The sequence below is a fragment of the Rhodoferax sp. genome (genome assembly GCF_028715765.1).
In the GTDB taxonomy this organism is placed as follows: domain Bacteria; phylum Pseudomonadota; class Gammaproteobacteria; order Burkholderiales; family Burkholderiaceae_C; genus Rhodoferax.
On the sequence record NZ_JAQURE010000033.1, the window covers coordinates 1 to 22,646 of the forward strand.

General features: G+C 50.5%; 25 protein-coding genes. All 25 read right to left on the bottom strand.

Annotation, left to right across the window (positions count from 1 at the left end; genetic code table 11):
* Window positions 1-49: 49 nt before the first annotated feature.
* Complete coding sequence (locus tag PHT20_RS11740; protein WP_301020662.1) at window positions 50-709, bottom strand: acyltransferase; 660 nt, start codon at window positions 707-709, stop codon at window positions 50-52.
* A gap of 81 nt (window positions 710-790) precedes the next feature.
* Window positions 791-1,900: an acyltransferase gene (locus tag PHT20_RS11745; RefSeq protein WP_301020663.1), complete on the bottom strand. Its 1,110-nt coding sequence runs from the start codon at window positions 1,898-1,900 to the stop codon at window positions 791-793.
* A 261-nt stretch (window positions 1,901-2,161) separates the two neighbouring features.
* Window positions 2,162-2,374, bottom strand: coding sequence for an acyltransferase family protein (locus tag PHT20_RS11750; protein ID WP_300081336.1), 213 nt, complete (start codon window positions 2,372-2,374; stop codon window positions 2,162-2,164).
* Entirely contained in the window at window positions 2,367-2,930 is a 564-nt protein-coding gene (locus tag PHT20_RS11755; protein ID WP_300081333.1) for a putative colanic acid biosynthesis acetyltransferase, read from the bottom strand. Before PHT20_RS11755 ends, PHT20_RS11750 begins: the two co-directional genes overlap by 8 nt.
* Window positions 2,927-3,709 carry a glycosyltransferase family 2 protein gene (locus PHT20_RS11760; RefSeq protein WP_300081330.1) on the bottom strand — a complete coding sequence of 261 codons (783 nt, stop codon included), beginning with the start codon at window positions 3,707-3,709 and terminating at the stop codon, window positions 2,927-2,929. Before PHT20_RS11760 ends, PHT20_RS11755 begins: the two co-directional genes overlap by 4 nt.
* On the bottom strand, window positions 3,706-4,692 hold the full coding sequence (gene galE / locus PHT20_RS11765) for a UDP-glucose 4-epimerase GalE (RefSeq protein WP_300081327.1): 987 nt from the start codon (window positions 4,690-4,692) through the stop codon (window positions 3,706-3,708). The genes PHT20_RS11760 and galE overlap by 4 nt, the downstream gene beginning before the upstream one ends.
* Window positions 4,689-5,846 carry a glycosyltransferase gene (locus PHT20_RS11770; RefSeq protein ID WP_300081326.1) on the bottom strand — a complete coding sequence of 386 codons (1,158 nt, stop codon included), beginning with the start codon at window positions 5,844-5,846 and terminating at the stop codon, window positions 4,689-4,691. Before PHT20_RS11770 ends, galE begins: the two co-directional genes overlap by 4 nt.
* Complete coding sequence (locus PHT20_RS11775; RefSeq protein ID WP_300081324.1) at window positions 5,846-7,234, bottom strand: hypothetical protein; 1,389 nt, start codon at window positions 7,232-7,234, stop codon at window positions 5,846-5,848. The genes PHT20_RS11770 and PHT20_RS11775 overlap by 1 nt, the downstream gene beginning before the upstream one ends.
* Window positions 7,231-8,397 carry a glycosyltransferase family 4 protein gene (locus PHT20_RS11780; protein WP_300081321.1) on the bottom strand — a complete coding sequence of 389 codons (1,167 nt, stop codon included), beginning with the start codon at window positions 8,395-8,397 and terminating at the stop codon, window positions 7,231-7,233. The genes PHT20_RS11775 and PHT20_RS11780 overlap by 4 nt, the downstream gene beginning before the upstream one ends.
* 5 nt (window positions 8,398-8,402) lie before the next feature.
* A complete protein-coding gene (locus PHT20_RS11785; RefSeq protein WP_300081319.1) occupies window positions 8,403-9,716 on the bottom strand; it encodes a hypothetical protein in 1,314 nt (437 codons plus the stop codon).
* Complete coding sequence (locus PHT20_RS11790; RefSeq protein ID WP_301020664.1) at window positions 9,713-10,978, bottom strand: glycosyltransferase; 1,266 nt, start codon at window positions 10,976-10,978, stop codon at window positions 9,713-9,715. Before PHT20_RS11790 ends, PHT20_RS11785 begins: the two co-directional genes overlap by 4 nt.
* Window positions 10,975-11,952 (bottom strand): glycosyltransferase family A protein, encoded by a 978-nt coding sequence (locus PHT20_RS11795; RefSeq protein WP_300081313.1) that lies wholly within the window; start codon window positions 11,950-11,952, stop codon window positions 10,975-10,977. The genes PHT20_RS11790 and PHT20_RS11795 overlap by 4 nt, the downstream gene beginning before the upstream one ends.
* Before the next feature lie 3 nt (window positions 11,953-11,955).
* Window positions 11,956-12,927, bottom strand: coding sequence for a hypothetical protein (locus PHT20_RS11800; protein WP_300081310.1), 972 nt, complete (start codon window positions 12,925-12,927; stop codon window positions 11,956-11,958).
* Window positions 12,924-13,859, bottom strand: a complete 936-nt coding sequence (locus tag PHT20_RS11805) for a glycosyltransferase (RefSeq protein WP_300081308.1) — start codon at window positions 13,857-13,859, stop codon at window positions 12,924-12,926. The genes PHT20_RS11800 and PHT20_RS11805 overlap by 4 nt, the downstream gene beginning before the upstream one ends.
* Window positions 13,856-14,395 (bottom strand): DapH/DapD/GlmU-related protein, encoded by a 540-nt coding sequence (locus tag PHT20_RS11810; protein ID WP_301020665.1) that lies wholly within the window; start codon window positions 14,393-14,395, stop codon window positions 13,856-13,858. Before PHT20_RS11810 ends, PHT20_RS11805 begins: the two co-directional genes overlap by 4 nt.
* Window positions 14,392-15,069, bottom strand: a complete 678-nt coding sequence (locus tag PHT20_RS11815; protein ID WP_301020666.1) for a DUF1919 domain-containing protein — start codon at window positions 15,067-15,069, stop codon at window positions 14,392-14,394. Before PHT20_RS11815 ends, PHT20_RS11810 begins: the two co-directional genes overlap by 4 nt.
* Before the next feature lie 28 nt (window positions 15,070-15,097).
* The gene (locus PHT20_RS11820) at window positions 15,098-16,336 is read right to left on the bottom strand and encodes an ABC transporter ATP-binding protein (RefSeq protein ID WP_300081299.1); all 1,239 of its coding nucleotides are present in this window, start codon (window positions 16,334-16,336) and stop codon (window positions 15,098-15,100) included.
* 74 nt (window positions 16,337-16,410) lie between these two features.
* On the bottom strand, window positions 16,411-17,238 hold the full coding sequence (locus PHT20_RS11825; protein WP_300081296.1) for an ABC transporter permease: 828 nt from the start codon (window positions 17,236-17,238) through the stop codon (window positions 16,411-16,413).
* A gap of 2 nt (window positions 17,239-17,240) precedes the next feature.
* Window positions 17,241-18,356 (bottom strand): glycosyltransferase family 4 protein, encoded by a 1,116-nt coding sequence (locus tag PHT20_RS11830; protein WP_300081293.1) that lies wholly within the window; start codon window positions 18,354-18,356, stop codon window positions 17,241-17,243.
* Complete coding sequence (locus tag PHT20_RS11835; protein ID WP_300081290.1) at window positions 18,353-18,754, bottom strand: PIN domain-containing protein; 402 nt, start codon at window positions 18,752-18,754, stop codon at window positions 18,353-18,355. Before PHT20_RS11835 ends, PHT20_RS11830 begins: the two co-directional genes overlap by 4 nt.
* Window positions 18,751-18,993, bottom strand: a complete 243-nt coding sequence (locus PHT20_RS11840; protein ID WP_300081287.1) for an AbrB/MazE/SpoVT family DNA-binding domain-containing protein — start codon at window positions 18,991-18,993, stop codon at window positions 18,751-18,753. The genes PHT20_RS11835 and PHT20_RS11840 overlap by 4 nt, the downstream gene beginning before the upstream one ends.
* 42 nt (window positions 18,994-19,035) lie before the next feature.
* The gene (gene asnB / locus PHT20_RS11845; RefSeq protein WP_301020667.1) at window positions 19,036-20,841 is read right to left on the bottom strand and encodes an asparagine synthase (glutamine-hydrolyzing); all 1,806 of its coding nucleotides are present in this window, start codon (window positions 20,839-20,841) and stop codon (window positions 19,036-19,038) included.
* A 2-nt stretch (window positions 20,842-20,843) separates the two neighbouring features.
* On the bottom strand, window positions 20,844-21,320 hold the full coding sequence (locus PHT20_RS11850) for a hypothetical protein (protein WP_300081281.1): 477 nt from the start codon (window positions 21,318-21,320) through the stop codon (window positions 20,844-20,846).
* Entirely contained in the window at window positions 21,317-21,604 is a 288-nt protein-coding gene (locus PHT20_RS16750; protein WP_366520928.1) for a nucleotidyltransferase domain-containing protein, read from the bottom strand. Before PHT20_RS16750 ends, PHT20_RS11850 begins: the two co-directional genes overlap by 4 nt.
* A gap of 34 nt (window positions 21,605-21,638) precedes the next feature.
* A complete protein-coding gene (locus PHT20_RS11855) occupies window positions 21,639-22,604 on the bottom strand; it encodes a UDP-glucuronic acid decarboxylase family protein (protein ID WP_300081278.1) in 966 nt (321 codons plus the stop codon).
* Between the last annotated feature and the right edge of the window lie 42 nt (window positions 22,605-22,646).

Here is a 22,646-nt window from a genome sequence, read left to right on the forward strand (position 1 = left end):
TTGACCAAATACGGGTTTGTACCGACTCCTGTCTGAGTCGCTGACCGAATCACTGTTGTCGCGTTGCTTTTGACCAGGGCGGGGTCAGGGTAACACTCGCCCGGATACGCCGTTCTTTCACGTTAATGTTGGGTTCATACCGCGTAGCCACCACTGCCAGCATCAAACTGGCCACGCTTAGCCCCACAGTCAACCCACGCATGACCGGCTCAGACCACCGCTTTAACAACACCAGATACAGAGGGAGTAACAAATAAAACTGCTCCTCCACAGCCAGAGACCAGGTATGCAGCAAGGGCTTGGCTGCAGCTGTGGCACCAAAATAGCCTGAGTCTTTCAAGAAAAAGAAATTGGACGCAAATACCGCATTGGCCACACTGCTTTGCCCCAGACGCTTCAAGTCGTCTGGCATCATCACCCAACACCCAACACATAAACTGGCAGCCACCATGGCAAACAGCGCCGGAAAAATCCGCCGAATACGGCGTTCATAAAAGTCACGTACCAAAAAACGCCCGGCAGCCATGTCTGGCTGAATCGCACTGGTGATGACGAAACCAGAAATGACAAAAAAGATGTCAACGCCCACGTAACCACCAGGCAGGGCTTTCAGACCCCCGTGGTAAAGAATCACAGCCAACACAGCAACGGCGCGCAGGCCATCAACGTCAGGTCGATAACTTGGTTGATAGTGCTTAACTTTCAGCATTGGTCAATATGACTGCAACCAGTCATCATGGTGATGCGCGCAATTTCAACATTAAAAACTCATTAAATGAAAATAAACAATTTAACCACCACTTTTTTGATCGGAAATATTGAAAATCCAATCACGGCACAATGGATAAATGCGAACCTCTAGTACATTGCAAAACATAATAGCCACTGTAAAATAAGCCACCCATTCAACAGCTGGCAATTTTAACCAAGACAAATAAGTAGCTTGCACCACCAAGTATTGGTGAGATATATACAATGAATAAGAAATTGGAGCCAGCAATAAAAATGGTTTAAAAATTGAGTCAAAACCAAACCACGCTATTCTTTGCCAAATCAATGCACCCAAAATTACAACCAAAGCAAAGGCAAAATGTCTGAATTCTAAAATTGGATGAACCCCAAGGCTTGCTGTACGACCCGCACGATGATCAAGGTATACGCCAACACCTAAAATTAAAACAGTACAGCTTAATGCGACCAATAATGGATAAATATTTTTTAATGACAAGTCACCTACAATGTACCTGTTAGCAAGCTCAACCCCTGCCCACCATATTAAAAAATAAACAAGTGTTCGAGCTATAAAATTTGGATGAAATATGTACCAACTTGCTGCAATTACGGCAATCAAGTAAACAAAAATGTTGATAATGTCATAATTTGATTTGATTTGATTTGATTTGATTTGATTTGATTTGATTTGATTTTTCATCCAATTTACAATTGGAAAATACATCAAATAAAACCACCACTCATAAGACAATGACCACAAGGGCGTGTTACCCAGATAAGGGTCAACAATCACCCCTGGCTTGAGTGAGCTGACATCCTGCAACATCATCAAATTCAAAGCAAGGCTGCCTAACTGCGGATTGGCCAAACCATTTGTATGCCAGCATTCAATGCCATACCCTAAAAACATCACCGCCAGCAGCGGTATATAAATACGAGTTAACCGTTTCAAGAAATAGGTTTTAAAAGTTTGATCACGGCTTAATTTGTATGAATAGTTAATTACAAACCCAGACAGCAAGAAAAACAAGATAACTGCCTCTTGCCCAAATCTAAACACAAAGCCTATATCAAAACCAAAAAGCCGAATGGAATGTGGAAAGCTGTGGTGTAGCACCACATAAAAGGCAGCAAAACCACGCAATGCCTCAAGACGGTAAAGTTTCATTTTTAAATAATTGACAAGCTAACACTTTTAAAACAAGCGCAAGCCGCTACTCAATTTATAGTAATTTCAGAAGTATTTTTAGTTGAGTTAAGTACAAATGCGCCCCTTGCTTTTAATGACAAATAACGTGCGAACTGATGATGCGGTTTTTCAACTACATAATAAAAAAAGCAAAATTTCAGCAAGCAGCATTGGGTCACCCACTCTCACAAATCGTCTAATCCAAAATACACCGATGTCCAAGTTTGGTGTCTGGGTTGATCATCTGATACAAACTCCAGAAATAACAAAAAAAACCATTACTGCTGTAACACCATTAAATAAAACACCCAATGCGCTTTGAGTCAAATTAATGAATGTTGTGTTGCCAAATGCAAGAAAATAATCTGGCAGTGGTGGTTTACCCAGGTGCGATAAAAATACCCAAAGCGCAGCAAGTGCTCTGATGCTATCCAAACCACGAATCTTATTCATGTGGTGGTGAATTAATTAGTTTGTGGCATGGCTTGCGATATTTTATAAAATGCGCAGGATTACCACCCACCACACACCATGCATCTACACTGCGAATAACAACCGATCTGGCCAGGGCTACAGATCCTTCATTCAAAACCACACCCGGTCCAATATAAACCTCAGCCGTTACCCAAGTGTGTGACATGATCAAGATGGGTGCCGTCATTAATGTGTGTGCAGCCGAGTTGTAGTCATGGCTTGCCGTGCACAAAAAACTTCTTTGGCTGACAACGGCACCTACGCCAAGATTAATGCAGTCAACACAATAACAATCTACGTCAGGACCGATACAACTCTCATCCGCCATCACCAAATTCCAGGGTGCCCAAATTTTGGCTGATGGGTAGATGCGTACACGTTTGCCAATGCTTGCACCAAATAGGCGCAACACACCGGCACGCCAAGCATGCAGCGGGACAGGGGTTAGCCTGAAAACCAACCAATAAACCACTTGCCATACCGCCCGCGCAAGCTTGTTTGCACGTGTGAGCTGCTGTGCTCGTAACTGTGTCACTGGTTACCTCGTAACTCTGTTTCCAACAACTGAATAGCCAAAATACTCTCTGCTACAGCACGCTGCATGGCATAAAACAAGCCCGCCCGCCCATCCATAAACCCTCGACCTACTGTCAAACAATACAAAGGTACTAACCATGGGGCGATAAATATCAAACGCCGAATTTTGTCTTGTAATTTAAGGTCCTGCCAACTCGACGAACGCAGTAATTTTGCCTCTAGCACAGCATAGCCCGCTTGTGCAGCGAGCCAGCGTGACAATTGTTTACGGTCGTCATGACAAATTAACCCTGTCAATCGCCCAATTTCGCCTGTCACAACAACCCTTTGGGTATGTCCTTCTTGAATATAGTTGGCGTTGTGTCTTTTATAAAGTGCAATTAACGGTGGGTAAAGAGTGGCCGTTAATGGCTTGCCAAAAACACAGTATCTAAAAGAAATGTAAAACCCTGATTGCGAACTTGATGGTGACAATGCCCCAATTTCATCGACCAGTTGAGGGGGCAACTGGTAATCTGCGTCAAGTGCCAGTACCCATTTTTTTTCAATTCCACAAGCGGTTAAGCCGTACTGCCACTGCGCACTATGACTGTCAAATTGCCTACAACACACACGCACATTGATATATCCCGCCGCAATAGCCAGGGTGTCGTCAGTGCTGCCACTGTCCAACAAAACCACCTCTGGAAAAGATTTCAATGCATCCAACGTTCGGCCAATGTTAGGTGCCTCGTTGTAGGTGAGGATCAGTACACTGATTTGCTGCAGAAAGCTCATTTTGATGCCATCCGCTGCATTTGATGCCAACGCCAAGCCGTGCCAATGATGTCTGCCAAATCAGCATGCTTTGGCTGCCAGCCAAGTTCGGCTTGAATCCGACGGGCATCTCCTACCAACGCGGGGGGGTCACCCGCCCGCTGTGCGCCCAAAACCACTGGCACATTTAAGCCCGTGACCTGCTGCGCCACATCAATGACCTGCCGCACAGAAAACCCTTTTCCATTCCCCAGGTTGTATGCGGTGCTGGCAGCACCCGCCTGCAAAGCCTGCAACGCCAACACATGGGCTTGAGCCAAATCGGTGACATGGATGTAGTCACGCACACAGGTGCCATCTGACGTGGGGTAGTCTGTACCAAAAACCGTCACGTTAGGGCGCACGCCCGCAGCGGCATCAAGCACTAGCGGTATCAAGTGAGTCTCTGGGTCATGTGCCTCGCCGGTTTCACATTCGGAGTCTGCACCTGCAGCATTAAAGTAGCGCAAACACATGCTGCGCATGCTATGGGCGCTATTAAAATCTTTCAACATGCGCTCAATCATCAGCTTTGACGCCCCATACGCATTGATGGGGTTTTGTGCATGATCTTCAGAAATGGGCACGCAGCTTGGTACGCCGTAAGTGGCGCAGGTGCTAGAGAACACAAATTGCTTTACACCCGCATCACGCATGGCCTCAAGCAGGGTGAGTGTGCCCACCACATTGTTGCGGTAGTACTTGCCGGGGTTGGTCACAGACTCGCCCACATACGCAAATGCAGCAAAGTGCATCACCGCCACAGGCTGCCAGGTGCGTAACGCGGCATCTAGCGCGGCACGGTCTGAAATATCGCCATGCACAAATGGCCCCCAGCGCACAGCACTGCGATGGCCATAAACCAGGTTGTCAAAAGTGACTGGCACATAGCCAGCCGCTGCCAAAGCCTTGCAAGCATGGCTACCGATGTAACCGGCACCACCGGTAACTAAAACATGTTTCATTTTTTCAATATCTCTGAATAAAGTTTCATCAGATTCACACCCATGGCCTGTGCAGAAAACTTGCTGTGTGCCAAAACAATTGCATTTTTAGCCATGTTGGCACGCCCTGCTGTGGCGGCCAACAACTGCACCAAACCTGCCGCAATACTGGCCGGGTCTGGCGACACCGCTACGCCAGCACCAGCCTCCACCACGTCTTGCGATATGGCGACACCCTTGCCCAGCACACACGGCAGGCCAGCCATCAAGGCCTCTGCCGCAGCAATGCCAAAGTTTTCTGAGAACGAGGGCAGCACAAACAGCAGCGCACCAGCTAGGGCGCTGGCCTTTAAGTCACCCTCAATATGCCCAGCCCAAACTATATGGTCATTTAGGCCTGCAGTGCTTGCAAATTGTGCGAGAGTAGCTACATATTCAGTAGCCCCATTGCCTGCAATAAACAGCTTTACACCTGGCATTTGGGCGCGACACTGGGCAAAGGCTTGCAACAACCCCTCTACATTTTTCTTAGGGTCTAGCCGCGACAGGTACAGCAAGTAGGGTGCGCCTTGCAGCGCTGGAAACTGCGCACGCACCAACGCATCTGTGGCTGATGCTGGGGCTTCAATGCCCAGGGGTATCACCACCCCTTTCATGGCAATGCCACATTGGGCGGCTTCACGCTGCTCGTCATCACTGGTGAAGTGCACCGCTGAGGCGTGGCGCAGAGCAGGGCCTTCAAACAAGACTAAAGAAATTTGCTTGAGCCATGGCCTGCGCTGTGTAACACCGTAGCGGGTGAGCGTGCCCAACGGACGTATGACGTAGGGTACATGCTGCAAGCGCGCTACCAAAGCTGCAGCAATGCAGCTGAATGAAAACAAGGCGTGAATGTGCACCACGTCAAAATTGCGCACATTGCGCCATAGCCAGGGCAGCATGGCTGGGGCTACTTTGTAAAACTCCAGGCGCTTGGGAAAATAAACACGGCTGGCACCCGCACCAGCCATGGGCTGCTTGTTTGCAGGCTGGCGGCGGCCAGGGCCGTCGTCATCGGTGGTGGCGGTGGTGATGGCTACGCCATGCTGAGCCAGTACCTGTTCTATGGCAACGATGGCTTTGCTGGGGCCACCATGGGCTGCTGCCACAGAGGGAATCACGTGGAGGACCCGCATTACTTGTCAGCCTTGTGCATATAGGGCGTGCCCCAGCGAGCCACGATCCATGCAATAAGCAAGCTAACAACTAACCCACCTATTAGCTTGGTAATGCTTGTTTCAAATTGTGATGCAGGGTACAACACGATAGTTGCTAGCCCTGTGCCAATTAAGCCACGACAAGCAAGGTGGTTATTCATCCATTTATAAAACCAACCTAAAGCAAGACCAAGTAAAAAGATAGGTATGAGCATGGCAATGTACCCAAAGTCAATATATGCCTCGCCCATATACCCAATACTGATTGAAGTGCCCTTACTCGCACCGCTAAACCCCAGACCTGTAAATTGATTAGTGAACTCAGAATCGTTAATGGCCGTTTTTTCAGGGAAGAAAAGTCGTGGCATAAAAGGCCGCAAAACAGCATCACCCCACACAGCACCGTTTTGATGTGGCATGCTGGCAGGCACGTAATCTATGGTGCGGGCAAAAATATCTACATAGGCTATGCGGTCTGCAAGCGTATTTGCACCTTGCACTAGGGCAGTACCGTCTAGCCCGTCAACCAGTTGCAACAGGAAGCCTATGCTTTCACCAAGGCCAACAGAGACAACTTGAGCACGCTCACCCTGACTTAAAAAGTTGCGGTACTCGGGCTTGACAGCGGACCACACCACACCCAAAGTCAATGTAAGCGCTGCCACAGTTGCCAAACCCAGCACTCGGCCGGCAGTCAAACGCACACCCGCAGGCACAAGGCCAAAAATAGTCATGAACAAGATGGTTTTGAAATCTGAAAAATAGGCTCCAAAACCCAGCAAAAGCTCAAGCGCAAACACCATTAACCACACTTGCCTTGGCCCATCTTGGCGGCTAAAGGTGGCATAAGTAAAAGCCCAATAAAACGCCCACTTTAAAGATGCCAGTGCCAGAAATGGCTGGCTTAGCCCAGGCACTGCCCTTGCGCCCACTTGCGCCACCATGGCGATAAGCAGCGAAGTCACATACAACCTGAACCAATACATGCCAGATTTGCCCGCCACGTCTGCCCGCAAAACCTCTGCATCTGCTGGCAGCGCCGGGCCGGCACCCAAGCGCATGCCAGCAGCCAATACCAGCAGGCCAAATAATGACAGCACAATGGTGCCCTCTATAGCGCCGCCCAATTGAGAGAGGGCATCTACTGGCAAGCCTTCCAAATTGGCCTGAAATACTTTGATGCTGACTTGCAACCACTGGTAGCCAAACACAAACAGCAAAATAGGCGACACCCCAGGCCGCCACAGCAGCACAATACCTGCGCCCAAAACCGATACAGCCAACAGGCCAAGCAAGCTGTTTTCACCAGCCACCCCAAACAGGGCAAGCGGTAACAGCAGGAACATAAAACCTGGTGATAACTTCATGGGTGGTTTTTGGCTTGCAGTGCAGCCACGGCAGCTAATACACCCGCTGCAGTAGCTGCTACTGAATATAGAGCAATCTGTGCTTTGAGCTCGACACTTTCGCGGCTAATGAACAAAGCTTTTGTTAGCGCATCCGCCAACGCCGACACGTTGCCCATTTCAAACACTACGCCACTTACTGCTGGCACAATCATGTCTGGCGCACAGCCACAGGCATCAGACACCACACATGGCGTGCCGCAGGCCATGGCTTCATTCACAACCAAGCCCCAAGTCTCGCTTTCAGAGGGTAACGCCAGCAAATCAGCAGCACCGTAAATAGAGGGCAACTGGCTTTGGTTACAAAAGCCCAAGAACAGCATTTGCACGCTTAATGATTTGCCAAGCTCTTGCAAAAAATGCCTTTGAGGACCGTCACCCACCCACACCAGCACCACGCGCGGGCCTAGTTGACACAAATGCGCAGCAGCCCTAACTAGGTCGCCAGGCCGCTTCACTGCAGTCAATTTGCCCGCAAACAAGATCGCCTTGTCTTGCGGCTGCAGACCCCAGCCAGCCCGCACATCGTTGCGGTTGACCAGTGCCGCTGCTTCTGAAAACGCCAGGGTGTCCACACAATGTGGTGCAAAAAACAACTGGTCAGGCCGCGCACCGTAGTGCTGCAGGTATTCACGGTTGCGCTGGCCCACATACAAGCAGGCATCAAACTGACCAATCACCCAAGGATAAAGCACCTTTTTGACGGCTTGTTTGAGCCAGCCACGTGGGGTGCCAAGCTGCGAGTCGCCCCGCACCATGACCGGCAAACCGTAGCGATGGCATGCACGAATGGCCTGCCAAAAACATTTAAGGTGCCAGCCCATGACCAACACGGCATCAAAACCACCAGACTTGATTTCATCTGCAATGCCTGGGGTGTCACACCCGAAAAACACGCCTGTGTCAGGCTGTTTGGCCACGTTGTGCAAAAAGGTGTGTGTGTAGCCTGAGAGCAGATCTGTGTCCCACTCAAAAGCCACACCAAAACCTGCTGCAGCTTGCGCTTGTGCGGTTTGCTTGTGGGCAAAAAAGACATGTAGATCGCACTGGTGGGCCAACTCACGAAACAGCGGGGCCTGGTATTGGATGGGGTGGCTGGCGAGGATGGCTAACTTAAATACCATGTTCTTTAATGGTTGGTATCGGTTGAACGCAATAAGCATTCATCGAAAAATTGACAAAGTGTTTTGGCAGAGCCGTGGTCGGTGTAGGGCTCTAACGCAGTTTCATCAAGGGGAAGCGTAGCCATGTATTGGTTTGCAGATAGCCAGCGCAGGCTTATTGCTGCGGCAAGAGCATCTTGGTTGACTGGCATTACTATGGGTATACACACAGCACCACCCACCTCTGCGATCAAAGAAGTAACCGAACTCAATTCATGGTAAACGGCAAGCAGGGGTTTGCGTGCCAATAAGTACGGGTAGATTTTGGAAGCGGTGTAGCCCGGGTCATCTGACCCAACCGCTAAAAGAGCGTGTGCGCTTAACAGGCAGTGAAGGGTATCAACATAGGGAATTCGTTCAGTTTGCTCTTGTACCTGCGCACTTAACCCAAACTCTGCAGCCAACGGCATTACCTTAAGTGCAGCCTGGCCGCTCGGTGCATAAGAAGTGCCGATAAAGTGCATACGTAAGCGTGCCTTTTCTGCACTTGGCATGGAGGTTTGAATCGCACTGAACAACGAACGCAATGCGGGGTACATGCCGTCAATAACTACACCTATATAAACCCAGTGAATATTGCCGTCATCTGTCTTGAAAAATTGGTTTGAACTCGATAGCTTCTTTACGCGGTCAAAATCTCGCTGCGCACCTGGAAAAGGCTGGGCAAGTCTTGGTAGGCTTCGTAACCATGGGTAGCGCGCATCAAGCTGCTGTGGGTAAGCGGGTGACACACTTGTAAAACCCAAGCAATGGCGTAAAACACGCGGTTCCATCCACCGATGCATTGCGCTAACTACGGCATATTTGAAGCGCCCCCCTGGGGGGAGCACATTGGGGTGTTGACGGTAATAGTCGTTTACCCAAGGGTCTTGGTAGTCAAGCACAAAGGGCACGCCAAATTTTTTGAGCCAACGGGGTCCGAGCAAATGCACCTCAAACACCGTGGTGGAAAAATAAACCAAATCGAATGGTTGGCTTGCCAGCAACTGGTCACCTAGCTTTGCCAGCGCTCTTAATGCCCGAAAACCTAATGTGCCAAGCCCAGGCACGCGTGACCACTTAAGCCCCATGCCTGTAACCCTGTGGACGGCGACGTCTGTAGGCAGCCCATCAACAAGCCATTCATCCTTTGGCACAGCCACGCTTGCAGGGCTAACCGCCATCACAGTAGCCGCCCAACCGTTGTTGCTTAAGAACGGTAAAACCATGCGCACCCGCTGCATATCCGCCGCATTGGCAGGAGGAAAATGCGGCGAAATAATAAGAATGCGGCGCGTCATGACAAAGGCGCAGTCAAGCCAGCCGCAATGGCCTGAACAAGTTTGGGGGCGTGCCGCTCCCAACTCCAAACACCCTCCCCAGCTTCAACTGAATTAAGCTTGCATGCCTGTAGATGCACTGCATCGTCTAGCATGCGCTGCATGGCGTTGGCAAGTGAAACGGGGTCACCCGGCGGAATAAGCTGCCCGGCACCAGGACAGGATTGCATTACTTCTTGCTGGCCTTGAGTGGCCGTAGCAATTACCGCCAAACCAGCGCGCAGATATTCAAATATTTTGTTAGAGGCAGTCAGCTCTCTGTTTAAACAGTAAGGCTCTTCTAGCGACAACCCCACATCGTGCGACATGGTTCGCGCCAACAACCCTGCATTAGATACAGGTTCTAGCACCTGAATACGTAAACGAAGTGCTGGGGTAAACGTCTCATCAAACCACGCTTGGTGCGCATGCAAAGACCCGCGCAGGCTTAACTGCCAATTACCCCGCAGTAAAGGTAATGCTTGCGCCAATACCTCAAGCCCCCGTGCCGGCCCGATAGTCTGTGAAAACCAATGAAACGAAACACAGTTAGCGGGCACAACATCCCGAGAACCCTGCAAGGCCTGGGCTCTTTCAGATGTTGGGAAGCAGTTGGGCGCAACCACTGGTATCCGAGTTGTATCAGCATCATGGGCAAGGGAATTCGCTAAGGCTTGACTTGTCGTCAGGCTGCAATTGGCGTGCTGTAATAGATGTCGCTCCAACCGCTGCATTGCTTTAATGGGGCGTTGCACACGATCTTTGAGTGGGAGGTCTTGCGAAAACCAATCCTCAAAATCGACCCCAACCCTGCGCCCGTCAGCAAGCAATTTTTTTCCCACCCATAGACCAGCTTCAGAATGCACCATTGTCAGGTCTGCATTAATACAGCGTGCCTCGTTAAGCATTTCAGTCGTGCCTAGACCGAAGACACGCCCCGTAACGACTCCAAAACGGACAAACAATTCTCTTGCAAACCGTTGAAGAATACGCACCTTAGTTCGAGTTACACCTTTTGAACTGAGGTTCACAACAGGTGCAAAGTCGATCCCAAGAGAGGAAGAGAGTGCCATGTCTTCGGCGGCCAAGACTGGACTCCACCATGTACCGCGCACATAAACGACTGCGCCAGCTTCGCGAAGCGCTTTAGCTTCTTTCTGAACACGCGGGGCAGTGGCTAAATGACTGCCGATCAGTATTAATATTTTCTTATCGCGCAAATTTGAGGCATGACCAAAACTCATCTACGACCTGACCGTTTCTGCAAAACACGCGCCGCTTTCCAACCAACAACGCGTGATAAAAGCCTGAAGGTAGATCCGCCATCGGGGGAAATGGTGACGGGGTGCAAACTGGCGGCATGACACAAGGCTTTATTTGCTAATTCTTTGTTGTAAGGATACGCACTGTGTGCATAGACCTGCCATAGCAACGATCCACAGCGTCGCACTCGGTCGCTGTCTTCCACGCTTCGTGTCGCGTCGATAGATAACCTAATGGACTCAAAACCGCTCTGCCACCCACGTTCAGACCTTATGCCGGAAAGACTGCCAACAATTCCTGAGCGATAGAACGCAGTGCCCTCAGGGCAGAACAAGACCCCAGTTGATGCGAGAACAACACGGGCAAAATATTCGCCATCGTCATTCAAAGAAAGATCTTCGCGCCATAAACCCGCCCGCGTGACCACTGCGCGAGGCACGAGCCACATAGCCGGAAAAAGCATGCCCGCACCCTCACTCCAGGCTTCCACAAGCCAGTCGACAGGCGAAAGATCACGCCAACAGGAATCGGGCCTGATGCGAATGTTATTTGGGTCATCAATAAAGCGACTCCATTGACACATTGCCACTGACCCAGGTGCTTTCAACAATCGCGCGAGTTGGCTACCTATTTTGTTTGGTGAAATCAGGTCATCTGCATCCAGAAACTGAATAAAGGCACCATGCGATGCCCGAAAAGCCGTATTGCGTGCTGCCGCTGCACCAGCATTCGGCTGACATATCACGCTCACACCCCTTGCGGCAAAGGCTTTGGCCACATCGACTGTTTTGTCAGTAGAACCATCGTCTACGACAATGATCTCAAGTGCTTGGTGTGTCTGGCAGAGAACTGACTCCAACGTCTGTGCAAGCCAGCGCTCGGCGTTGTAGCTTGGAATCAGGATAGAGACCAAAGGCTGATCTTTGTGCACTTTTGACAAATCTTGTTGCGGCATAACTCAATTCTTTATCGAGTTATCGATAACACTCTGCCAACCAAACTTAAAATAATGCTTTTTTGATTCAGCCACATAATGCTGCAAAATACCTGATTTATTTTTTACCTGTAGCCTATTTGGCAAAACAATATAGTCATCCTCTGGGACTTGCAAACCAGTTTGCCGTGCTACCAGCATTGCAACCAGTGCCTGCTCAAGATAATAAGAATTACCAAATCGTGATTGCAGATTCTCACACCAGCCTTCAATTTCTTCCCAGTCCATCAAATCACTTTGCAAACCACAGATACCCACATTCACGCGTTGTGGCAGTGTTACACCGACAAGTTCTTCTAGTGCATCACGAGGAAAACCGTATGACTCAACTACGTCCATCATATAAACTGGGCCCGTTGGCTGATCTGATGCAAGCCAATCCAATAGAGGTTGAGGGCATGCAAAAAATAACATATCAGAGTCCATTACCAATTTATGACCAGTGCTGCCAACATGCACATCAGTCAATTTCCGTATATGTGGATAGACCCGCCGCAAACTTCTAAGTTTGGGGAATTTTTTTTCAGGCAATAACTTGTCCATTGCAGTATCACAGCTAGATGAGGTAAGCACTACGACATCAGAAAAAATCCGCCTCATATGGTTGATTTGCCAACCCTTCAATGTGCCATCATCCACAAGCCGCAAAGCAATATTCCGCTTCGAATACTTTGCAAGCGACCAAGCACAAAACGCTGTTTGATACCAAAACTTGTTACCAGTCAGATACCATATTTCCAATGATGGCCCAGGGAATTCGACGCATGGCAGTGTGCCTGCCGCTTTCTCCATTTTTTTTGCCCATTTGTCCAGCAAAAAATATCCATCCACACCCAAGCTCTGAAGCTTTTTAATCTCACTAAATGGTCGCCTGTAAACTGCATCCTTGATGCTCTCTGGTGTCCGTTGTGCCAACCAGCGCCTTACTGTTGTCATTTGTGCACCCGTCCTTCAAAGTGCCCACAAGCGCCACACCATCTAACGTAAGCCGCCTGACTTGTCCACGCACGATAAGCTAACCAAGCCTTTGCTTTACGCAAGTGCACAGACCATGCAGGAATAGGAGACCAGGGATTTGCGTTGTGCTTGTTTAACAGATGGATCCACGACTTCTGGATGCCGTGATTGAGGCGCCCGAGATACTCCGTTGTCGTCCGCCCTGCCGCAATAAGATGTTTCAATGAAAGCTCAGGGAAATATCCAACAGCCCATCCGTTCTCGGCCAACGTGAAAATGATGTCATTGTCGCCACCCGATGTCAGCTCCTTGCCCCGGCGGTCACTCAACGTGTCGGCCTTCGTGTCGTCAAGCCAGGGCTGTAATGCTTGACGACGAATAGCCATGCCCGCACCAATCGGTGCGTACGCTGGATATTCAGGCAAACCCTTTGGCGACCGTTGATTACCCTGGGTAATGTGCGGCATCGAACCATAATCTCGGCAGGCCAAGATGCCATCGAATTCTCTCATCCACTGTGGTGGAGTGGCTTCAAACTCTGGCAAAACAATGCCGCCTATTGAGCCAACAGTTGGATGATTCTCAAAAATAGCCACAACATGCGCTAAATAGTTAGGTGCCAATTCATTGTCATCATCAACTAGTACGATGAATTCGCCACGCGCCTCAGCGAAGCCACGACGGCGCGCAGCAGTCAACCCCAATTTCGGCTCGACAACCAGTCGTAGATTGTTGGGGATCAGATCGACGAAATTGGCAATATTGACTGAGGGATATGAAGCGTTGTCAACCAGTATGAGTTCCCAATTTTTAACAGGGTGTGTCTGGTCTTTAAGCGCCTTCAACGTCCGGCCAAGACGTTCAGCATGCGGATTGTGTGTTGGAATAATTACCGAAACAAAAACATTCATTCTCTAAATCCTATTACCTTGGCTGGTACACCTACCGAAATTGAATAGGGCGGCAGGTCATTCACGACCACTGCACCAGCACCTATCACGCAACCGTCTCCAATGGTTACACCTCCCATGACACGCACACCAGCACCAAGCCACACATCGCGCCCAATTTTTGTAGGCAGTTTTATGTCTGGTTGATCACGAATAAGCTGGTTACGGATCGGCACCGTGTGGTTGGAAGAGACAATGCAGCTATGCATGGCAATTAGTGAGTTATCTCCGATCTCAACACCGCCATGTCCATAAATTACTACATGTGGGCCAATAAATACATTACGGCCAATCAATATGCGACCAAACCATGGGTTTATCTCTGCACACCTAGAGATTTCGCAATTTGCACCTACTTTAACCTTGACCTCACCACCAATCTTTACCAAGCGTCCGAATGAGACCAAATTATCTATATAAGATGTTCTATCAATGTTAACGCCACGCCTAGCGCACGAAAAGCGACGAAGATACTGAATAATATTACTCCAATTCAAAACAAAACCTTTGAAAGTATTTTTGAAAAAACAGATTTTTGAATGTGACCGTTTTTTAACCACAAAGGAAAGTCCATATATCTATATCTTTTTTTAAACAAATCCATGCCGTTTACAACAAAATTTCCTGTCATATCTCTAAGGTTTTCAGCAACAAGGTGATTTTTATATGGTTTTTTATTAATGCCAATAGAAATCTTATTGTCAAAAGGCAGAGACATAAACCGCTCAATGTGCGCATCTTTTAAGCCATCACGGTCACAAATTTTCAAATAAATTGCAACACCATCTTCAATGTCACGCTGCATACGTGAGACTCTACGCTGCCACTTAACAAGAGCTTCGTCCTCTGTAGCATAATGCAAAAAATGAATTTCAATATCTTCTGCTAGTAAACCAATGGGGTACGAAATTTGTTGTGCATCAATATACTTTGATTCGCTTGAAAAGATTAATGGCAATTTAATTATTTTGTGAAAATTTTCTAAAAATCGAATGTAGTCGTCTGGATATACGTACAAACCAACGAATGGCGTGTTATATTCCCTTCCTAAGATTTTATATATTTCATAGCCCCAGCAATTATTAGAAATAATAATAAATTTAACATGTAAAAGATAGTATTTTTCACGAGCCAATGCAAAACTACGGAGAATTTTATTAAAAATCGCCATTATTAATTGTTAAGTTATTTAAAACTATTTATGAAAATAGCCATTTTCCATTTACACGCATGGACCCCACAAAATCCGTGCTTAATCCATTAGGCAAATTCACTGGCGATACAAATGTAAATTTTGCTGCACTTTCAATCACATCATAATTTTCATTTTTTTCACCCAAATACACGTCGACTGTATATATGCCAGAATATAAAGAAAGATTTGGTATCTTCAAAATAGCGACGCCGCTTTTTGCAGTGACAGGCGTATATGATGTATCAAGATCAGTATTAAAACCAAAAATTGGAATACGTTGTTCATTGTGAACTACTGCACCGATTAAGACCGGTGCCAATGGCCATGGTGAGTTGAATTCCACACGGATTTCAAGTTGCCCTTCGGAAGCTAGTTCCTCATTAACTGCGACACCTGCAATGTATGGCCGCAAAATGTTAACCGTGCGATTTAGCTTAAGAGATTCAGTCAATTTTGCATAGCGCTTAAGTCCATCTTCCACAGTACCTGAAAAATCAGGTTTACCACCTGACAATACCAAACTGCTTGTGCATAGACTGCGCACGGCGCTGAGGTTGTGACTTACAAACAAAACGGTTTTGCCATCACGAGCCGATGCCTCATGCATTGCCCCCATGCATTTTTTTTGAAACGTAGCATCACCAACTGCCAAGACTTCATCGACTATCAGGACATCAGGCTCCAAATGTGCAGCTACCGAAAAAGCCAATCGGGCGTACATCCCACTGCTATAACGCTTGACTGGTGTATCAAGAAATTTGGCCACTTCGGCAAAAGCAACAATTTCATCAAATTTGCGTTGAATCTCCGTGCGCTTCATGCCGAGGATGGCACCATTGAGAAAAATATTTTCACGGCCAGTTAATTCAGGGTGGAAACCTGTACCGACTTCAAGCAAACTTGCGACCCGCCCGGCTATCTTGATACGGCCTTTCGTCGGCTCAGTGATGCGACTTAGGATTTTCAAGAGTGTTGATTTGCCAGCACCGTTGCGACCAATGATGCCTAGCACTTCGCCACGCTTAACTTCGAAAGAGACATCTTTTAGCGCCCAGAACTCTTCCACATCGTCGCCTTGCACAATAGCACGACCACTGAGCATGTCTCGGGTCTTGCGGGCAAGGTTACGTGCATTGCGCGCCACGACATCGCGCAGTGCGGTGTAGCGCTCGGCCTGGGCGGTGTTATGACCTACGAGGTAGCTTTTGGATAGGTTTTCTACGGAGATGGCGATGTCTGACATGGGGTTGTGTAATTAATGCAATTAGCCTTCGCGTCGGTACGACGAATCTACAAAGGCGGGGTAAGAAGGGTTGCTTAGATTAGGTCAGCAAAGCTCTTTTCCATTTTGCGGAACTGTCGGATACCCAGCCAGAGGAATAACGAAATGATTCCCCAACTGAGCAGAAAACCTGGCAGGTAAAGATGGGATTCACCTCCGAGAATAGCCCAGCGAAAGCCGTCGATGACACCGACCACGGGATTGAGCGAGTAGAGCAACCGCCATCCTTCGGGTACTACGGCAGAGCTGAAACCCACTGGTGAAACGTAAAGGCCAAACTGAACCATGAACGGGATGATGTACCGGAAGTCGCGGTATTTGACGTTGAGCGCTGTAATCCACAGCCCTGGCCCCAAGCTGGCAAGAAAGGCCATCACCACAAAGAAAGGCAGAGTGAGTATTTGCCAGCCTGGCAAGAACTGGTACCACAGCATCAAACCAATAAGAATGACGAAGCTGATCAGAAAATCAACAAACGACACTACCACTGCGGCAGTGGGCACGATGAGCCGAGGGAAGTACACCTTGCTGATGAGGTTGGCGTTACCAATGAGACTACCTGACGCGCCTGTTAAAGCTGTGGAAAAAAGTTGCCAGGGTAGCAGCCCAGCATAGACAAGCAAAGCATAGGGTGCAACACCATCTGTCGGCAGTTTTGCCACCTTGCTGAAGATAACTGTGAAGACAATCATGGTCAACAATGGCTGGATCAGTGCCCAGACCAGACCAATCACGGTTTGCTTGTAGCGCACCGACACGTCTCGCCAAGCCAGCACAAAGAAGAGCTCGCGGTAGCGCCAAAGGTCGCCCCAGTAGTGGTGATCGGCTAAGCCTTTTTCAATTATTAGGGTGTGAGGTTGCATTTTTAACTTGTTCGGTTTAGCCGTTGTGCCCATCGGTTTGAAAAAACGGGGAATATGTAATCGGATTCAAAGCGGTTTTGACTTGCTGTTGAGAGCCTGTGGTGAAGAGATGCATTTTTTAACAGCGACTCAAGGCCATGTAGCAGATTGTCTACATCCCCGTACCTGACCAGAAGTCCTTCTATCTGATCCTGAAACACCTCTAGCGTGCCACCATGTGCACCACCAATGCAAACCACCCCGTGCCGCATTGCTTCCAGGAACACAATACCAAATCCTTCTTTGGCACTGGGCATGGCAAACACCTGGGCACTGGCATAGGCCGCTTGCAGCACAGCGTCACTCACTCGGCCATGAAACTGAATATGCTCAGTGCTCAGCCCTATGGTTCGGCCAAGTGCTTGCAAGCGGGCGCGGTCATCACCATCTCCCACCACGTGCAGTTTGGCTGGAATGTGGTTACCTACCAGGCTTGCCACTGCTTGCATCAGCGTTTCAAGCCCTTTGTATTGTTCAGACTTGGCCAACCGCCCCACAAACAAGATAGGGAAGGCGCCGTCCAGCTTGAAATGTGGGTCTGGCTTGGCTGGGTTGGGCTCTGCGCACAGGGGAATGACTTTGAAGTTGCTGGTGGGCAGGCTATTGGCTGCGGCACAAGTTTGCAAGGTGTAGTGGGTGGTGGCCACCACCGTGTGGGCGTAGCGCATGGCCAAGCGCCGCCAAAAGGTTTGCTGGTGCCAGGCCTCTATGCCATGCAGCACAACCACGTAGCGGTCGATACGGCCCAACAGCATGGCCAGCAAAGCCACTGGGGCTTGGTTCAGGTGGCCTACCACCACGCATTGGGCACGGCAGGCGCCCAATGCCATGCGCACAAAATTCAGACGGCTGCCGTTGGCACCCACTGGGCGGGGCTGGGTGGGGTTGGGCCAAGCGGCCAGTTGCGCAGTGCTGTCTAGCAGCGACAAACCTACGGGGAGCGTGGTTTCAGCGCCTTGCATGCTGGTAAGCACTTCCCACAAACGCCACATGTAGCTTTGCACACCACCGGGGGTGGCCATTTCAGGTGCCCAGAGTGCGTAGGCGGGGCGGGTGCGCGGGGCGGGCTGCAGCGTCATGATGCCTTGAATGGGTTTGCAAGCACAAGTGTTTCAATCTTCAGGCCTGCGTGCATGTCTTCAGTCAGCAGCAGATGGGTGCCAGACATGAGTGCACTGGCAACCACATGGGCATCATAAAAAGACAACTGGAACCGCTTGGCAAGTTCAATGGCTTTAAGGTGTGACTCAACGGTGAGTGGCAGAACCTCGCAGGCAGTTTTGACAGCCAACAGCAGGGCATCTATTTCTTGCCACGGCATTTTGAGCTTGCGCAGACACACAGCGGTGACCTCGTTGAGTACTTGCACGCTGATGATGGCACCGGCGGCCAGAATGGCTTGTGCCTTGTCAGCTTTTGCGATGTCACCAGATAAAAGGTAGAGCACAACGTTGCTGTCGACAAAGGGCTTTCTCATGTTGGGTTGCCCCTGTTGTTGGCTTCAAGCCGGTCAAAATGAAAGTCAGGTGGCAGGCGGCCGCGTAATTGGTGCAAACGTTCCAGCAATTTTGATACAGATGGTTTTTTGACTACTTCAAAAGAGCGGGCATCTACAAGATGCAGGTCAATTTCTTCGCCTTCTTTCAAATCAAGCGCTTGAACCAGACTGGCAGGAAAACGCACCGCCAGTGAATTACCCCATTTTGAAACTTGCATAGGAACCTTTGTTAAATATACGTTTATGAAATGTATATCAAATCATGTGGTAGCCTGGGTGTAAAGCACTTGAGCCCAGCCACGCAAGCCACGGTCTTGGGCGGCGGCCTGGTCGCCCATGAGCCAGTCTCGCACCGGCACCACAAAACCAGTTTTGGGCTTGTGGATCAATACCTTGGGCAGCTGCGGGGCCAGCGCAGCGGCCACCGTGGGTTTGGTCAGGCCGGGGTGCGCGGCCAGCCATGGGGCTACGGTGCGCAGCAGCGGCACATCTAAAAACGGCACACGCAACTCTAATGAATGCGCCATGCTGGCCCAGTCAGAGTCGGTTAGCAGCATGTGGCGCATGTACCAGGTCATCTCTAGTGCAGACACGGCCAGGCGGTCTTGCGGAATGTGGGCGGTGGTGGCTTGCAGCAGGGTGTGGGTGTGCAGGTCTGCCAGGCCTTGTGCGGCAAGGTCAGCGTCTAGCACTTGGGGCAGCTCCCAGGGTAAATATAGGGCGCGGCGCAGCAGGTAGGCACCACCCAGCGTGCCACCATATTCAAACAAGCTGGCGTATTTGGGTGAGGTAAACCGCGCCACCACGGGTGCTGCCAGTGTGCGCAGGGGTGCGCCCAAGGCTGTAAATCCTTGAAACGGGCGCACCAGGTTGCGTATGCGTGGCAGATCTCTAAAGCTGGGGTAACTGGCCAGCAGTTCGTCCCCACCCAGGCCAGACAGCGCCACTTTGATGCCTTGTGATGCCGCTGCCTGTGACACGAACCAGGTGTTGATGCCGTCAATGCTGGGCTGGTCCATGTCGGCCAGCAGTTTTTGGCGCTGTTCCTGAAAGTCTGCCTGGCGCACCATCACCGTGGCGTGGCGGGTGCCAAACTGGGCGGCCAGTTGCTCGGCCAGGGGGGCTTCGTCATTGGGCGTGCCTGCATATTCTGCAAACGCCAGGGTGAGTGTGTGCGGGCGCTCGCCATGCGCGCAAGACAGGGCGGTGATAAGGGCCGAGTCAATGCCCGCCGACAAAAACATGCCCACCGGCACATCTGCCATGTGGTGGGCGGCAATGCTGTCGCGCATGGCAGCGCCAATAGCTTGCAGCGAGTCTCCCACACTGCCACGGGCGGGCTGGGCAGCGGCTTGGGCCAAGATGTCGGTAATGAGGCAATAGGGTTTGGGCTCACTAATGCCTTGGGTGCTGACCCACATGCTGTGGCCAGCAGGCAGGGCGCGTATGCCACGGTAAAGCGTAAACGGCGCGGGCACATTACCCCACAAGAAAAAGCCTGCGTGACCAGCGGGCTCTGGGGTGGTGTCAATCTGCCCACCGGCCAAGAGTGCTTTGACTTGTAAGGCAAAGCGCAGTGTGCCGCGGTGGGTGTGGGTGCCGGGGGTGTAGTAAAGGGGTTTGATGCCAAAGGCATCGCGCGCCAGCAGCAGGGCTTGCTTGCGGGTGTCCCACAGGGCAAAGGCAAACATGCCGCGCAGCTCAGTCAGCATGGCCTCGCCCTTGGCTTGGTACAGGTGCAGCAGCACTTCGGTGTCTGAGTTTGACCTGAAGACGTGGCCTTGAGCTTCTAGGGTTTTGCGCAGGGCGGGGTAGTTGTAGATTTCGCCGTTGAAGGTGACCACCAGTTGGCCGTCTGCACTGGTCATGGGCTGGGCACCGCCCGCGCTGAGGTCAACAATGGCCAGGCGGCGGTGGCCAAAGCCAACCCGCCCGTCATCAGAAAACCATTCGCCATGCCCGTCTGGCCCGCGCGCCACCATGTGGTCGCGCATGGTGCGCAGCTCCGCCCGGTCAGCGGGTGGGGCTGATGGGTGAAAGCTGTAAATGCCCGCTATGCCGCACATACTTAATTCACAAGGCCTTTTCGCTTGAGGTAATTTGAAATTTCAGCAAAACAATCCACGACGAACTTGGATTCACCCATGACCAGATTGAGCCGTTCCATGCGGTCAGAGGTTTCTTCGGGGTAATGGTGTGAGAACTTGTTTCGCAACATGGTGGCTGTTCCAAAGTCTTCAGCAGATTTGATGGCGCCAAGTTTTTCCATGAGCAATGTTTTATCGCGATTGGATTTGTCACTGATGTCTTCTTGCTCAATGTAGGCAATGCCCCTGAAAAGTTGGTCTTGCATCATGGAGACACATTGTGAGTAGCGCAGGATGAGCGCATCAACCGATTCCTCCTGTTCATCACTGAGCGCTGCAAGAGTCTGTGTATCCATGGGAAACAAGGCGGCGTTTTTTTCTACGGAAAAGCGCAGTTTTTCAATCCGTTGACGACACGCTTCAAGGCTACTAAGCAGCAAGTCATGTTCTTTGGTCATATTAAAACGCCATGCTCTGTGGCAATCTGGTGAATGGTTTGTGTGGGCTGCTGGGGGTTTTTGACTAGCAAGTCGACGTGGGTGTTGCAGGCTTGCTGCAAGCGATATTGGGTGCGAAGGCGTGTTTTTAGATCAATATCTTTGCTGGCCTGTAAATAAACATCAATGTCACCACCCCGACGGGCATCATCAGCACGAGACCCATAAAGATAAATCTGACCAGCAGGGTCAAGCGCACCAATGATGCTGCGTAAGGCAGCTAGCTCAACACGGCTAAGACGCATGACTTTTGAAGCGGATAGGGTTTATCAACTGAGGTCAGGGTGTTTCTGCGCCTAGCAGCTTGTCAAAGTAGGCAATGGTTTGCACCAGGCCTTGGCGCAGTTGCACCACGGGCTCCCAGCCCAGGTGGGTTTGCGCCAGGGTGATGTCGGGCTTGCGCTGCATGGGGTCGTCTGATGGCAGGGGCAAGAACACGAGTTTTGATTTGCTGCCGGTGAGCTCAATCACCAGTTCGGCCAGTTGGCGGATGGTGAATTCACCTGGGTTGCCCAGGTTGATGGGGCCGGTCACCTCAGGCCCGGTAGCCATGAGGCGCAAAAAGCCTTCAATCAGGTCGCTGGCATAGCAAAACGAGCGGGTTTGCTGCCCTTGCCCAAAGATGGTGATGTCTTCGCCTTTGAGGGCTTGCACAATAAAGTTGCTAACCACACGGCCGTCATTGGGGTGCATGCGCGGGCCATAGGTGTTGAAAATGCGTGCCACTTTGATGCGCAGGGCGTGCTGGCGGTGGTAGTCAAAAAACAGGGTTTCGGCGCAGCGTTTGCCTTCGTCATAACAACTGCGAATGCCAATGGGGTTGACGTTGCCCCAGTAGCTTTCTACTTGCGGGTGCACGGCGGGGTCGCCATAGACCTCGCTGGTAGAGGCTTGGAAAATTTTGGCGCGCAGGCGCTTGGCCAGGCCCAGCATGTTGATGGCGCCATGCACGCTGGTTTTGGTGGTTTGAACCGGGTCGTGCTGGTAGTGGATGGGGCTGGCGGGGCAGGCTAGGTTGTAGATTTGGTCTACTTCTACAAACAGCGGAAAAGTCACGTCGTGGCGCATGAGCTCAAAGCGCGGGTGGTCTAGCAGGTGCGCCACGTTTTGCTTGGTGCCGGTGAAGAAGTTGTCCACACACAGCACGTCGTGCCCTTGCTCAAGCAGGCGGTCACACAGGTGGCTGCCCAAAAAGCCGGCACCGCCGGTGATCAAAATACGTTGGGTGGGGTTGTAGTTGCGCATGGTGAGTGGGTGTTATGAATGTGTTGTGCTGGGGGGTGTGGT